Below are 13,547 nucleotides of genomic sequence, written 5' to 3' on the forward strand. Positions count from 1 at the left end.
AGTTCCTGATACAGAGGAATTAGCGCCACGCGGCACAGACTAAACAGCAAGACCGAGGGCTTCAGGACTACGTTCTGAAGCCCTTTTTGCTGTAGGTGCCGTGAGGAAAGACCCGATGAAAATGCCGAAACGTCTGATTGCCAGCCTGGGTGTGCTGATGCTGAGCGCGACCCCGTTGCTGCACGCGAACGCCGATCAGCGCGACAATCACGACCACGGCGGCCCGCAACAGGGTCAGTACGATAACCATGGCGACAATCATGGTGATGATCACCGCGATCATCAGGACAACCATCGCGGTGGCCCACCGCCGCGCGACTTCGGTCCGGTGCGTCAGACGATCCACGAACACCACGAGTATTTCGTGCGCGGTGCGCCGCCACCTCCAGGCATTCATCTGGAGCGCGGCCGGCCATTGCCTCACGGCTATTACGGTGAGCGTCTGGACAATCGAGCGCTGGGTCGCCTGCCGTATTACCCGGGGTACGAATGGCGCCGGGCAGGGAGCGACATTGTGCTGATCGCCGTCGGCACCGGGATTGTGTACGAAGTTCTGGAAGGGGTGCTTTGATCTAACGTGCAAAAAAAGGGCTTCGCGGATTTTCCACGAAGCCCTTTTTCTTATGGCAGTTCCAACCCGCCGGCTGCTTTGTGCAGCTTGCGTAGATGTTCGCCAACCTGCTTCAGGTTGGCTTCATTGGCGGCCATTTCCGCTGCACGATCCGGTTCGAGCAGTGCGCGAACTTCCTTGTCCAGATCGCCCGTCAGCATCAGTAATTGCTTTTGGCGCAGGCTGCTTTCCGATTCCAGGCGTTGCCATTCACTCGGTTGGGGCAACCCGTAACCGCCGCTGCCAAGCAGTTCAGCCGGGCGACTGAGGTAGCCGCTATTGGCGAGGAGCTGTTGCAAGGTCGCATTGGCCTTGTCCATGCCGCCGTTTTCCAGATTTCGCGCGCCGAGGTAGCGTTGCTTCACTTCGTCCTGGGCCAGCAGCAATTGTTGGCGGAAGGCAGCTTGTTCCAGCAACAGCAATGCCGCGCTGGTGCGCAGGTCCGCCTGCTCGAACCATTGCCGGCGCTCGACCGCTTTCAATGCCAGCCAGTCCTCGACTTTGTCCTGCTTGATCGGCAAGCGCTTTTTCAGGACGTCGAACATGGCTTGATAGCGGTCACGGAAGGAGTCGAAGCGATAGCCCAGTCGTAGCGCTTCGCGTGGATCGTCCAGCACGCTGGTGTCGGCCAGCCCCCGGCCCTTCAGCACCGCCAGCAAGCCGTTGGGCATGATGTTATCGAGCCCGACCAGTTTTGGGTTGTTGGTGCCGCCTCGCAGCAGTTTCAGCTCTTCCACCGCGCAATTGTTGGAGAGGAAGAAGTAGTTGCCGTCGTAACTCCAGTGCATCTCGGCGGCACGTTCCACCACATCTTCGATCTCGTTGCGCGACAGGTTCAGCGGCACCGAAGCCAGGCTGCGCAGTTCGGTCTTGGTGTACTCGTCGATAACCTGGGCGAGCGGCAGGACAAACAGGCGCGACGGGTATTTGCCGACCAGTCCGTCCCAACTCGAGAGCTGCACATCACCAACGAAGGCGCGGTAGGACAAGACCAGATGCTGGTCCAGATCGAGACGGCAGTCGGGGCCTCGTGGTCGTCCCGGCGCACAGATCACCAGCCGCAACATGCTGTGACCCCAGCGACTGACCCAGTTCTGATTGGCTTCGGCCAGCAAGTAGTCGACGGCATAGACCCGTTCCGGATCAACCTGCCCGAGGGGTGTTTTGGCAAAGTCATTGCCGGCGTTGAGGAAGGCGAAGGTTTTGGCGCAGGTGTCTTTCGCCGCCGGCGCCCAGCCGAAGTGTTCCTGGTAGTAGCGGTACAGCGCCGGACGACGGCAGGCGTAGCTCGGGTCGAGGAGGAAATACTCCATGTTGACCGCAACGAACTCTTTGGGGCTGTCCGTTTCGTAAATGTCCGGGCTGCGCGCTATCTGCCGGTTGTGCTGTTCACGTTCACCGCGACGGCCGACGTATTGTTGCCAGCCAGCGAGGTCGAGGAGGCGCGGATCGTCGCTGAGGGTGAAGCGCCGATCATTCTGGCCACGGCACTGATCGGGAATTCCCACCAGTCCGGCGCTGTTGCTCCGTCGGGTGCAGTGTTGAATCAGTTTGCGCTCGGCATCTGGCCAAAGGCGCGAACGGTCATAGATGTGAGTCAGTTCGTGCAGCACCGTGGCGAGCATTTCGCGGCGGACGGTGCCGTGGGGGCGATTGGTTTTGCGGGTCGCGGCGCTGCCGTCGGTGAGGCTGGCGAGCAGGTTGCGATTCAAGTCGAGTTCGGACACCAGCGTCGCCTGGCCGTAGGCGTTGCTCGGCATGTCGTCGGTCCAGCCGACATCGATACGCCGGTCCAGTTGCTCGATGAACCGTGGCGGCAGCGCCTGCATGGCTTCATCGAGCAATGCCTGGCTGGCTTGCTGTTGTGCGGGGCTGAGGCCTTCAGTCTTGAGCTGTAATTGCAGGCTGGCGTGGGCCGTGCTGCCGATTAGCATCATGACCCCGGCCAGCAGCCAGGCGGCTGACGGCCTCACAGTGCGAGGATGGCTTCGGCGAGTACCTGGTCACTGGCATCCCGGGCTTCCGGCACGCGAATGCGTAGGGTATTGAAGGCCGCTTCGAGGTGCGCGCCGCGGATATCGCCATCGCTGGCGACGAAACTGGCGGCGTCATCGTGGGCTTCGCGAATGATCTTCGAGTCACGGATGGAGGTGGTGGTGTCCGAGGTGAAATCAAGCGTGCGCTGAGTGGCACGAATGAGCATGTTACTGGTGGCAACCAGGGTATGGGCCTGGGCCACGTCAGCCAACAACAGCAGGCCAAGGGTGGCGGCAATCAGCGGGTTACGCATGGAACAACTCCGGAGAAACAAGGATAACTATTGGACGAGAATTGCTTGTGCCAGTTCAAGGTCGCTTGCATGAAGTTTTGGCCGGGAATGGCGCAGGTAAATCAGGGCCGATTCCAGCTGTGCTCCGCGCAATTGGCCGTCACTGGCGATGAAGGCAGCGGCATCATCGTGCGCGGCGAGCAGCAGTTTACGGTCGAAGGGCGCGGAGGTCACCAGACTGGAGCCATAACCACTGGCGACAGTGCCTTGTGTAGAAAGATTGAAGGCATCGAAAGCGTGTGCCAAGCCCGACCAGCAGGCCACAAGCAATAGGGGTGTGAACAGCAACCTTGAATGAAAATGCATGAGACTCGTTAGCTGAAAGCGAGTCCCAAGGCTAGCGCAACACCCGGGCTAGAGCCAGCGCCGAAACATAGGGACACGTTGGGCGTGTCCCGCGTCAGGAGTGTCGCTTAGATGGTCAGGATGGCTTGTGCCAGTTGTGCATCGGATGCGTTCAGCTGTGGCGACTGGTGGCGAATGTAATCGAGTGCACTTTCCAGTTTTACGCCACGGATGCCGCCTTCGCTGGCGACGAAGCTGGCGGCATCATCGCGAGCTTCACGCACAATCTTGTTGTCCTTGAACGAAGATGAAACGACGTCGGTGGTTGCATCGGATGTGGCCTTTAACGCTCTGACGACAGAGTCAGTGGTCACGATAAAGCTGGAGGCGTGAGCATTGGCAGCCACGGCAAGCAGGGCTGCGACACTGAGAAAGCGAAGACGGGACATGGTGTAACTCCTTTGTAAAACCGATTGAGAGGTGGCGAGGTATCTGCGGGATCAGACGTCTGTCCTACAGCGCTCGCCACGTTCTGATCGAATATTAGGCGCTTTTATCCATTCAAACAGCCCCGTCTGTACTGGCAGAACATTAGCGCCAGAACGGTTTATCCAGTTCGTTGAGGCGGTCGGCGTGGCTGATGCCCAGGTCTGACAATTGCTGCGCGTCGAGTCGCCCCAACAAGCGCCGGGTTCTGGCCCGTTCCAGGCAACGGGAGAGCGCTGTCCACGCATGTTGAAGTGTGGTGAAACGAGGTTTCGATTGCGGCGCAAGAGCGGAAACATCTTGTAAGTTATTCATGGCGCGATCCTTGTGCTTGGAATGAGATTCCATGGTGATCCCCTCTGTTCTTGCGAAACAGGCACACCGCGCTGAAATTGTACTTGTACAATGTCAGTTATTAACTAACTGTACTGGTTTTATAGAGCTCTCTTTGTTTTTCGGATTTCACGGACCCAAAACGACAAAGCCCGTCGTGGTTTCCCACGACGGGCTTTGTTTTTTCAATCTGGGATGCTGGCAGTGGACCCGATGGGTCAGGGCCAGCGACGCTAAGTTAGCGCCAGAACGGCTTGCTCAGCTCTTCGTAGCGTTGTGCTTCGCTAATCCCGGCGTCAGCCAGCAGACGCGAATCCAGGCGAGCCAGTTGGTGGCGGCTGGAGATGCGGCGCTGCCACAGCATCAGGTTGGCGATAACGCGCAGAGGCATGGAAGCCTGGGTTTTTGCAGCAGTGTCTTCGAAGAACAGGTCGGAACTGAGTGTACGTTCCATGATTGACATCCTTCCGCTTGTGGCGGGATTAGGTAGTGGTTTAACTGGTGCCCATGATCCTCTCGTTTGCCTAGTCTCTGTAGATACAGTTCACCTGTATTGTGAGGGACCAGTTAACTGTTAATAGTGGGTGTACTGGTCGAAATTGAGGCAACTGTACCTGTCCGCACCGATATCGTGCATTTTTGCTCGTTTGGTCTGAAAAGGTAGGTATTTACGGTAGGAAATGACCAGTACAGCAGTACAGTTTTAAACAGATTTTTCGTTGGCAACGGCAGGCTGACGAAATTGTGTTTGCGTCAGCCTCCATCTGTACCAATTACGCCCTGAGCATGCGCCCGGTTTCTTCCAGGTTGATGTGCCAGCTCAGTGCATCACGCAGGATATGTGGCGTATGCCCGCCAATCGCGCAAGCGGCGGTGAAGTAGTCGTCCAGGGCCTGGCGATAGTCCGGGTGCACGCAGTTGTCGATGATGACTCGCGCCCGTTCCCGGGGTGCCAGTCCACGCAAGTCGGCGAGGCCGATCTCGGTAACGAGGATGTCGACGTCATGTTCCGTGTGGTCAACGTGGCTGACCATCGGCACGACACTGGAGATCGCGCCGCCCTTGGCGATCGATTTGGTGACGAAGACGGACAAATGCGCATTGCGCGCGAAGTCGCCCGAGCCGCCAATGCCGTTCATCATCCGTGTGCCGCAGACGTGGGTGGAGTTGACGTTGCCGTACAGGTCGAACTCCAGCGCCGTGTTGACGCCGATGATACCCAGTCGGCGCACGACTTCAGGGTGGTTGGAGATTTCCTGTGGGCGCAGGACCAGTTTGTCCTTGTAGCGCTCGAGGTTGCCAAACACGTCAGCGTTGCGACGACTCGACAAGGTAATCGAGCTGCCGGATGCGAAGCTCAGTTTGCCGGCGTCGATCAGGTCGAAGGTCGAATCCTGCAGCACCTCGGAGTACATGGTCAGGTCTTCGAACGGCGAATCAATCAGGCCGCACATCACCGAGTTGGCAATGGTGCCGATGCCGGCCTGCAGCGGGCCGAGCTTGGTGGTCATGCGCCCGGCGGCCACCTCTTGCTTGAAGAAGTTGATCAGGTGGTCCGCGATGGCTTGGGTATCGGCGTCGGGTGGCAATACGGTGGACGGCGAGTCCGGCTGATTGGTGATCACGATCGCGACGATTTTCTCCGGCGGGATCGGGATGGCGGTGCTGCCAATACGGTCATCAACTTTCACCAGCGGAATCGGCGTGCGGGTCGGGCGATAAGTCGGGATATAGATGTCGTGCAGGCCTTCGAGATTCGGGTTGTGCGCCATGTTGATCTCGACGATCACGTGTTTGGCGAAAATCGCGAAGCTGGCTGAGTTGCCAACCGACGTGGTCGGCACGATATGGCCGTGCTCGGTGATTGCCACCGCTTCAATCACCGCGATGTCCGGCAGCTTGAGTTGCTGGTTGCGCAGTTGCTCCACGGTTTCCGAGAGGTGCTGGTCGATGAACATCACCTCGCCCGCATTAATAGCCTTGCGCAGGGTGCTGTCGACCTGGAACGGCATGCGTCGCGACAGTACGCCGGCTTCGGTGAGCTGTTTATCGAGGTCGTTGCCCAGGCTGGCGCCGGTCATCAGGGTGATTTTCAGCGGCGAGACCTTGGCGCGCTCGGCCAATGCCTGGGGGACGGCTTTGGCTTCGCCGGCGCGGGTGAAGCCACTCATGCCGACGGTCATGCCGTCTTCAATCAGAGCAGCGGCGTCGGCGGCGCTCATCACTTTATCCAACAAGGAAGGCAGGCGAATACGGTCACGGTACATGGATTGTTATCTCGGGCAACGGGAAGCAGGATGCGCAGTCTAGTGAATTACACCGACTCCTGTCCCGCTACCAAGGTCGCAAACGAGGCGTCTATTTCGGGCCTTTTGAGCAAAACACCATTACCGGATCGGTAACAAAAGCGTAGTTTTGTTGGACGATTTGCGCAAACAAAAACGCCCCGACGAGTCGGGGCGTTCTGTGTGCCGATGAGGGTTACTCGACGGCTTTGACCATGTCTTCGATGACTTTCTTGGCGTCGCCAAAAACCATCATGGTCTTGTCCAGGTAAAACAGTTCGTTGTCCAGACCGGCATAGCCGCTGGCCATCGAGCGCTTGTTGACGATGATGGTCTTGGCCTTGAACGCTTCCAGAATCGGCATGCCGGCAATCGGCGATTTCGGATCGTTCTTCGCGGCCGGGTTGACCACGTCGTTGGCGCCCAGCACCAGCACCACGTCGGCCTGACCGAACTCGGAGTTGATGTCTTCCATCTCGAACACCTGGTCGTAAGGCACTTCGGCCTCGGCCAGCAATACGTTCATGTGGCCAGGCATCCGACCGGCAACCGGGTGGATCGCGTACTTCACGGTCACGCCACGATGGGTCAGCTTCTCGGTCAGTTCTTTCAGCGCGTGTTGCGCCCGTGCCACCGCCAGGCCGTAGCCAGGAACGATGATCACGGTGTCGGCGTTGGTCAGCAGGAACGTCGCGTCGTCAGCCGAGCCGGATTTCACCGGGCGGGCTTCCTTGGCGCCGGCCGGACCCGCATCGGCTGTGTTGCCGAAGCCGCCAAGCAGCACATTAAAGAAGGAACGGTTCATCGCCTTGCACATGATGTACGAGAGGATCGCACCGCTGGAGCCCACCAGCGAACCGGCGATGATCAGCATCGAGTTGTTCAGCGAGAAGCCGATACCCGCCGCCGCCCAGCCGGAGTAGCTGTTGAGCATCGACACGACGACCGGCATGTCCGCGCCGCCAATCGGGATGATGATCAGCACGCCAAGCACGAAGGCCAGGGCCAGCATCAAGGCGAAGGCACTCAGATTGCCCGTCAGCATGAAGGTCACGCCGAGGCCCAGCGTTGCCAGGCCCAACAGCAGGTTCAGCTTGTGCTGGCCGCCGAACTGTACCGGTGCGCCCTGGAACAGGCGGAACTTGTACTTGCCCGACAGCTTGCCGAAAGCGATCACCGAACCGGAGAAGGTGATTGCACCGATGGCTGCGCCGAGGAACAGCTCCAGACGGTTACCCGCTGGAATCGCGTCGCCCAGTTGCTTGACGATGCCCAGGGACTGCGGCTCAACAACCGCAGCAATGGCGATGAACACGGCGGCCATACCAATCATGCTATGCATGAAGGCGACCAGTTCCGGCATCTTGGTCATCTCGACGCGCTTGGCCATGATCGAGCCGGCGGTGCCGCCGACCAGCAGGCCGACGATGACGTAACCGATACCGGCAGTGGCCAGCTCGGCGCCCAGCTTGTAGATGAGGCCAACGGTGGTGAGGATCGCCAACGCCATGCCGAGCATGCCGTACACATTGCCGCGCCGGGACGTGGTTGGGTGCGACAGGCCTTTAAGGGCCTGGATGAAGCAGATCGACGCGATCAGGTAGAGCGTCGTGACAAGGTTCATGCTCATTACTTGGGCGCCTCTTCTTTTACGACTTTCGGGGCTTTTTTCTTGAACATCTCAAGCATCCTGCGGGTTACCAGGAAGCCACCAAACACGTTCACCGCCGCCAGGGCCACCGCGAGGGTCCCCATGGTTTTGCCCAGGGGCGTGACGGTCAGCGCCGCCGCCAGCATGGCGCCGACGATAACGATGGCCGAGATGGCGTTGGTCACGGCCATCAATGGCGTGTGCAGTGCAGGTGTAACGTTCCAGACCACGTGATAACCGACATAAATCGCCAGCACGAAGATGATCAGGTTGTAGATACCGGGGGAGATAAGCTCTTCCATCGTCTGAATCCCTGCTTAGGCGTTTTTGCGGATGACTTGGCCGTCGCGGCACATCAGGCACGCGGCGACGATATCGTCTTCGAGGTTCACTTCGAACTGGCCGTCTTTGTTGAAGACCAGCTTCAGGAAGTCCAGCAGGTTGCGTGCATACAGCGCCGAAGCGTCTGCCGCCACTGCACCGGCCAGATTGGTCGGGCCGCAAATGGTCACGCCATTCTCGACTACGACCTGATCCGCCACGGTCAGTGGGCAGTTGCCGCCCTGAGCCGCCGCGAGGTCGATGACCACTGAGCCCGGCTTCATCTGCGCCACGGTTTCCGCGCTCAACAGCGTCGGGGCCTTGCGGCCGGGAATCAGTGCGGTGGTGATGACGATGTCAGCCTGCTTGGCGCGTTCATGCACGGCCAGGGCCTGACGTTGCATCCAGCTGGCGGGCATTGGCCGCGCGTAACCGCCGACACCGACGGCGCATTCGCGCTCTTCATCGGTTTCGTACGGCACGTCGACGAACTTCGCACCCAGGGATTCGATTTGTTCCTTCACCGCCGGACGTACGTCCGAGGCCTCGATTACCGCGCCCAGACGCTTGGCAGTCGCAATCGCCTGCAAGCCGGCCACGCCCGCGCCGAGAATCAGCACGCGCGCCGCTTTCACGGTGCCCGCAGCGGTCATCAGCATCGGCATGAAGCGCGGATAGTGATGAGCGGCCAACAACACGGCTTTATAGCCGGCGATGTTCGCTTGCGAGGACAGCACATCCAGGCTCTGCGCACGGGAGGTGCGTGGCGCGGCCTCCAGGGCGAAGGCGGTGATGCCGCGGTCGGCCAGCTTGGCGATGGTTTCATTGCTGAACGGATTGAGCATGCCCACGACAACGGTGCCGCTTTTAATCTGCGCCAGTTCGCTGTCGCTGGGAGCGACCACCTTGAGAATCAGCTCGGCACCAAACGCATCGTTGGCGCTGCCAATCGTTGCGCCTGCCGCTTCATAAGCACTGTCGACAACGCTGGCATTAATGCCGGCGCCGCTTTGCACAGTGACTTTATGACCCTGGCCGATCAGCTTCTTGATGGTTTCCGGGGTTGCAGCAACCCGTGTTTCACCCGTCTGGGTTTCGAGAGGAACACCAATGTGCACGTCAAATCTCCTGCGTGATCTTATTGAGTAAACCCAGGCACTTCGGATGGTGCGGCTGGGGCGGCCGATCAGCACGATCCCGCCGAATCAGGGCGGGGCGCGGCATTTTGCAGGCGAACTTTGTGCCCTTCAAGGGATTATGACGGGTGACGGAAAATTAACTACAAGTCACCCCGTGACCGAATGTCGCAACTAACTGGCTCAAGCCCTTGCAGGCCGTGACTTGTAAGGGACTTTGTTGAAAATTGACAAATTACATATCTTTACTGTGAATGAGGCGTCATTGCCTGCCGATAGCGGCGCAAAGCCACGTCATCAGGCGCTTGTGGGACGTTTGTGCTGCTTGTCCACACAGTCTGTGTATATGCGACATATAGTTATATCTGTAGGGCTTTTATTATGCTGACTACGGGGTCAGCTAATTGGCTGAACCCTTTAACCCTCTAGGTTGTAGCTGTTCGCCTGATTGAGCAGCCAGTCGCGAAATGCCTTTAAGGACGCCGATTCCACCTTTCGCTCGGGAATCATCAGGTAATAAGCCTTGATGCTCGACAGTGCCTGCGGGTTGGCAATCACCAGGCGCTTCTCGGCCAATTCACGCTGAATAAGGAACGGTGGAATCAGCGCGATGCCCATGTCATGCATGGCCGCTTGGGCAAGCATGGAGAATAGCTCGTAGCGCGGTCCTGTCATGTCCCGTGGGATATTGAGGTGCTGCGAGTTGAACCACTGACGCCATGCATAAGGGCGGGTGGTCTGCTGCAGAAGGGGGAGTTCGGCGATCTCAGCGGATGTCAGATTTGTCTTCTTGCCCAATAGGGCAGGGCTGCACACTGGCATCGGATTTTCGCCCATCAACCTGTGGGATTCGGTACCGGACCAGTCGGCGTCACCGAAGTAGATCGCTGCATCGAAGTCAGTGTCGGCAAACAGAAAAGGCCGGGTACGGTTTGTAAGGTTAACCGTCACTTCCGGATGCTTCTGCTGGAAGTCCTTGAGTCGTGGCAGCAGCCACTGGGTGCCAAAGGTCGGAACCACTGCCAGTTCGATCACGTTGGCGCCCTGTTGCCCCATCACCGACAACGTGTCCCGCTCCACCGCATCGAGTTGCGTGGCGACGCGACGGCTGTAGGAAAGTCCGGCTTCTGTCAGCTTCACACCACGCCGCGAGCGTCGGAACAGTTCGACGCCAAGGAATTCCTCCAGGCTGGCAATCTGTCGGCAAATGGCACCCTGGGTCAGCGAAAGCTCCTGGGCAGCCTTGGTGAAGCTTTCGTGGCGTGCAGCCGCTTCAAAACTGATCAGGGCCGTTGTGCTGGGGATTTTCCTGCGCATGTACGTCAACCTCACTAATCCATCGCATAAAGGCTATTTTGCGATGTTACGGAGTGAGAAATTAGCACAACAGTATGCAAAATCCTCGTTTGCCGTAACGCCGAACCCGGCCTAGGATCAGTCCACGCAATTTGACCCGATTCGAGAGGACACACTCATGGGCGGTAAAGCTAGCTTCAACTGGATCGATCCTCTGCTGCTGGATCAACAGCTCACTGAAGAAGAACGCATGATTCGCGACACTGCCGAGCAATTCGCTCAGCAGAAACTCGCACCGCGCGTTCTCGAAGCTTTCCGTCATGAGAAGACTGATCCGGCGATCTTCCGTGAAATGGGCGAAGTCGGCCTGTTGGGCGCGACCATCCCTGAGCAGTACGGCGGCAGCGGCCTCAATTATGTCAGCTACGGTCTGATCGCTCGTGAAGTCGAGCGAGTCGATTCCGGCTATCGCTCGATGATGAGCGTGCAGTCCTCGCTGGTGATGGTGCCGATCAATGAATTCGGCACTGAAGCCCAGAAGCAGAAGTACCTGCCGAAACTGGCTACCGGTGAATGGATTGGCTGCTTCGGTCTGACCGAGCCTAACCACGGCTCCGACCCGGGCGCGATGATTACTCGTGCACGCAAAGTGGAAGGCGGATACAGCCTGACCGGCAGCAAGATGTGGATCACCAACAGCCCGATCGCTGATGTGTTCGTGGTCTGGGCCAAGGATGACGCCGGCGACATCCGTGGTTTTGTTCTGGAGAAGGGCTGGAAAGGCCTGAGCACTCCGGCGATTCACGGCAAGGTTGGCTTGCGCGCGTCCATCACTGGCGAAATCGTCATGGACAACGTGTTTGTTCCTGAAGAGAACATCTTCCCGGACGTCCGCGGTTTGAAGGGGCCGTTTACCTGCCTCAACTCCGCACGCTATGGCATTTCCTGGGGCGCGCTGGGGGCTGCCGAGTTCTGCTGGCACACCGCTCGCCAATACACCCTGGATCGTCAGCAATTCGGTCGTCCATTGGCTGCCACTCAGTTGATCCAGAAGAAACTCGCTGACATGCAGACCGAAATCACCATGGCGCTGCAAGGCTGCCTGCGTCTGGGGCGTATGAAGGACGAAGGCACTGCGGCGGTCGAGATCACTTCGATGATGAAGCGCAACTCCTGCGGCAAGTCCCTGGACATCGCTCGTATGGCGCGCGACATGCTGGGCGGCAACGGCATCTCCGATGAGTTCGGTGTCGCGCGCCATCTGGTCAACCTGGAAGTGGTGAATACCTATGAAGGTACGCATGACGTCCACGCACTGATTCTCGGTCGCGCGCAAACCGGCATCCAGGCGTTCTATTAATAGGAGAACGTCCATGGGCGCGCTTTCGCATCTGCGGGTACTGGATTTATCGCGGGTACTGGCTGGGCCTTGGTCCGGGCAGATCCTGGCTGACCTTGGCGCTGAGGTGATCAAGGTCGAGCGCCCGGGCAATGGCGATGACACGCGCGCTTGGGGGCCTCCTTTTCTAAAAGATGCCTATGGCGAGAACACCAGCGAGGCCGCCTATTACTTGTCGGCCAATCGTAACAAGCAATCGGTCACCATCGACTTCACGCGTCCGGAAGGTCAGAAGTTGGTGCGTGATTTGGCCGCCAAATCGGACATCCTGATCGAGAACTTCAAGGTCGGTGGGTTGGCGGCTTATGGGCTGGACTATGCGTCGCTTAAAGCCATCAATCCGAATCTGATCTATTGCTCGATTACCGGGTTTGGTCAGACCGGTCCTTACGCCAAGCGTGCCGGTTATGACTTCATGATCCAGGGGCTTGGCGGCCTGATGAGCCTCACGGGGCGGCCGGAAGGGGATGAGGGCGCCGGCCCGGTGAAGGTCGGTGTGGCGCTGACAGACATTTTGACCGGGCTCTATTCGACGGTGGCGATTCTGGCAGCACTTGCGCATCGGGATCACGACGGCGGCGGTCAGCACATCGACATGGCGTTGCTGGATGTTCAGGTCGCCTGTCTGGCTAACCAGGCGATGAACTACCTGACGACGGGCAATGCGCCCAAGCGCTTGGGTAACGCGCACCCGAACATCGTGCCTTATCAGGATTTTCCTACGGCGGACGGCGACTTCATCCTTACCGTTGGGAACGATGGTCAGTTCCGCAAGTTTGCTGAAGTGGCCGGGCAACCGCAGTGGGCGGATGACCCACGCTTTGCGACTAATAAGCTGCGAGTGGCGAACAGGGCGGTGTTGATTCCGCTGATCCGCCAAGCGACAGTCTTTAAGACCACTGCTGAATGGGTCTTACAGCTCGAGCAGGCTGGGGTGCCCTGCGGCCCGATCAATGACCTGGCGCAGATGTTTGCGGATCCTCAGGTCAAGGCGCGTGGGTTGGCGATTGAAATGCCCCATGCGTTGGCAGGGATGGTGCCGCAGGTGGCGAGCCCTATTCGTCTGTCCGAGACCCCGGTGGAATACCGCAATGCTCCTCCATTGCTGGGGGAGCATACGGAGGAGGTTCTGCAGCGAGTGTTGGGTCTCGGGGCTGATGCCGTGGCTGCTTTCAAAGAGGCTGGGGTGCTCTGAGGGCTTCCTCTATATAGAAGGGAGCAGTTTCCCCTTCTATATAGAGAGGAATCGGGTGGTTTTGCACCGTTCGGCAAGTTATTGATGGATAAGCCAAATCATTGCTTGACGGCAGATTCTGGATGTCTATAATTCGCCCCACTTCCGGCGCAGTCGAAACGGAAAACTCCTTGGTAAACAAAGAGTTACGCAGTTTTCGGCAGCAAGCGGCTTCAGGTCAT

Annotated in this window: 14 protein-coding genes; 3 read left to right on the forward strand and 11 right to left on the reverse strand. The window is 58.7% G+C overall.

All coding sequences use genetic code 11. From position 1 onward, the window contains the following. Positions 1-115 precede the first annotated feature (115 nt). The gene (locus H8F22_RS18750; RefSeq protein WP_027926107.1) at positions 116-571 is read left to right on the forward strand and encodes an anti-virulence regulator CigR family protein; all 456 of its coding nucleotides are present in this window, start codon (positions 116-118) and stop codon (positions 569-571) included. Positions 572-621: 50 nt separating this feature from the next. On the opposite strand, the gene H8F22_RS18755 is transcribed toward H8F22_RS18750, so the two are convergent. The 11 genes from H8F22_RS18755 to H8F22_RS18805 form a co-directional block, all read right to left on the reverse strand. Then, positions 622-2,583 (reverse strand): DUF7844 domain-containing protein, encoded by a 1,962-nt coding sequence (locus H8F22_RS18755; RefSeq protein WP_059181872.1) that lies wholly within the window; start codon positions 2,581-2,583, stop codon positions 622-624. Then, positions 2,580-2,900 (reverse strand): DUF2388 domain-containing protein, encoded by a 321-nt coding sequence (locus H8F22_RS18760; protein WP_027926105.1) that lies wholly within the window; start codon positions 2,898-2,900, stop codon positions 2,580-2,582. The genes H8F22_RS18755 and H8F22_RS18760 overlap by 4 nt, the downstream gene beginning before the upstream one ends. A 27-nt stretch (positions 2,901-2,927) precedes the next feature. Beyond that, positions 2,928-3,245 (reverse strand): DUF2388 domain-containing protein, encoded by a 318-nt coding sequence (locus tag H8F22_RS18765; RefSeq protein WP_027926104.1) that lies wholly within the window; start codon positions 3,243-3,245, stop codon positions 2,928-2,930. 107 nt (positions 3,246-3,352) lie between these two features. Beyond that, entirely contained in the window at positions 3,353-3,673 is a 321-nt protein-coding gene (locus tag H8F22_RS18770; protein ID WP_194940535.1) for a DUF2388 domain-containing protein, read from the reverse strand. Between the two features lie 142 nt (positions 3,674-3,815). Continuing rightward, positions 3,816-4,025, reverse strand: a complete 210-nt coding sequence (locus H8F22_RS18775) for a DUF1127 domain-containing protein (protein WP_027926102.1) — start codon at positions 4,023-4,025, stop codon at positions 3,816-3,818. 256 nt (positions 4,026-4,281) lie between these two features. Beyond that, complete coding sequence (locus H8F22_RS18780) at positions 4,282-4,497, reverse strand: DUF1127 domain-containing protein (protein WP_007947887.1); 216 nt, start codon at positions 4,495-4,497, stop codon at positions 4,282-4,284. Positions 4,498-4,816: 319 nt separating this feature from the next. After that, a complete protein-coding gene (locus H8F22_RS18785; protein ID WP_027926101.1) occupies positions 4,817-6,310 on the reverse strand; it encodes an acetyl-CoA hydrolase/transferase family protein in 1,494 nt (497 codons plus the stop codon). Positions 6,311-6,524: 214 nt separating this feature from the next. Further along, the gene (locus tag H8F22_RS18790) at positions 6,525-7,958 is read right to left on the reverse strand and encodes an NAD(P)(+) transhydrogenase (Re/Si-specific) subunit beta (RefSeq protein WP_027926100.1); all 1,434 of its coding nucleotides are present in this window, start codon (positions 7,956-7,958) and stop codon (positions 6,525-6,527) included. Then, entirely contained in the window at positions 7,958-8,281 is a 324-nt protein-coding gene (locus H8F22_RS18795) for an NAD(P) transhydrogenase subunit alpha (protein ID WP_007947884.1), read from the reverse strand. Before H8F22_RS18795 ends, H8F22_RS18790 begins: the two co-directional genes overlap by 1 nt. 15 nt (positions 8,282-8,296) lie before the next feature. Beyond that, positions 8,297-9,418 carry a Re/Si-specific NAD(P)(+) transhydrogenase subunit alpha gene (locus H8F22_RS18800; protein ID WP_027926099.1) on the reverse strand — a complete coding sequence of 374 codons (1,122 nt, stop codon included), beginning with the start codon at positions 9,416-9,418 and terminating at the stop codon, positions 8,297-8,299. 435 nt (positions 9,419-9,853) lie between these two features. Then, positions 9,854-10,753 (reverse strand): LysR family transcriptional regulator, encoded by a 900-nt coding sequence (locus tag H8F22_RS18805; RefSeq protein WP_194940536.1) that lies wholly within the window; start codon positions 10,751-10,753, stop codon positions 9,854-9,856. A gap of 157 nt (positions 10,754-10,910) precedes the next feature. Between H8F22_RS18805 and H8F22_RS18810 the strand changes: the two genes are divergently transcribed. Together H8F22_RS18810 and H8F22_RS18815 are read left to right on the forward strand one after the other, a co-directional pair. Beyond that, on the forward strand, positions 10,911-12,092 hold the full coding sequence (locus H8F22_RS18810; RefSeq protein ID WP_027926097.1) for an acyl-CoA dehydrogenase: 1,182 nt from the start codon (positions 10,911-10,913) through the stop codon (positions 12,090-12,092). 13 nt (positions 12,093-12,105) lie between these two features. After that, positions 12,106-13,326, forward strand: a complete 1,221-nt coding sequence (locus H8F22_RS18815) for a CaiB/BaiF CoA transferase family protein (protein ID WP_027926096.1) — start codon at positions 12,106-12,108, stop codon at positions 13,324-13,326. Positions 13,327-13,547 lie beyond the last annotated feature (221 nt).

The sequence above is a fragment of the Pseudomonas mucoides genome (assembly GCF_015461845.1).
Lineage (GTDB): Bacteria > Pseudomonadota > Gammaproteobacteria > Pseudomonadales > Pseudomonadaceae > Aquipseudomonas > Aquipseudomonas mucoides.

Coding starts and splice junctions, on each gene's coding strand:
- H8F22_RS18750 (WP_027926107.1), top strand. CDS start 116: ATGAAAATGCCGAAACGTCTGATTGCCAGCCTGGGTGTGCTGATGCTG.
- H8F22_RS18760 (WP_027926105.1), bottom strand. CDS start 2,900: ATGCGTAACCCGCTGATTGCCGCCACCCTTGGCCTGCTGTTGTTGGCT.
- H8F22_RS18765 (WP_027926104.1), bottom strand. CDS start 3,245: ATGCATTTTCATTCAAGGTTGCTGTTCACACCCCTATTGCTTGTGGCC.
- H8F22_RS18770 (WP_194940535.1), bottom strand. CDS start 3,673: ATGTCCCGTCTTCGCTTTCTCAGTGTCGCAGCCCTGCTTGCCGTGGCT.
- H8F22_RS18775 (WP_027926102.1), bottom strand. CDS start 4,025: ATGAATAACTTACAAGATGTTTCCGCTCTTGCGCCGCAATCGAAACCT.
- H8F22_RS18780 (WP_007947887.1), bottom strand. CDS start 4,497: ATGGAACGTACACTCAGTTCCGACCTGTTCTTCGAAGACACTGCTGCA.
- H8F22_RS18785 (WP_027926101.1), bottom strand. CDS start 6,310: ATGTACCGTGACCGTATTCGCCTGCCTTCCTTGTTGGATAAAGTGATG.
- H8F22_RS18790 (WP_027926100.1), bottom strand. CDS start 7,958: ATGAGCATGAACCTTGTCACGACGCTCTACCTGATCGCGTCGATCTGC.
- H8F22_RS18795 (WP_007947884.1), bottom strand. CDS start 8,281: ATGGAAGAGCTTATCTCCCCCGGTATCTACAACCTGATCATCTTCGTG.
- H8F22_RS18805 (WP_194940536.1), bottom strand. CDS start 10,753: ATGCGCAGGAAAATCCCCAGCACAACGGCCCTGATCAGTTTTGAAGCG.
- H8F22_RS18810 (WP_027926097.1), top strand. CDS start 10,911: ATGGGCGGTAAAGCTAGCTTCAACTGGATCGATCCTCTGCTGCTGGAT.
- H8F22_RS18815 (WP_027926096.1), top strand. CDS start 12,106: ATGGGCGCGCTTTCGCATCTGCGGGTACTGGATTTATCGCGGGTACTG.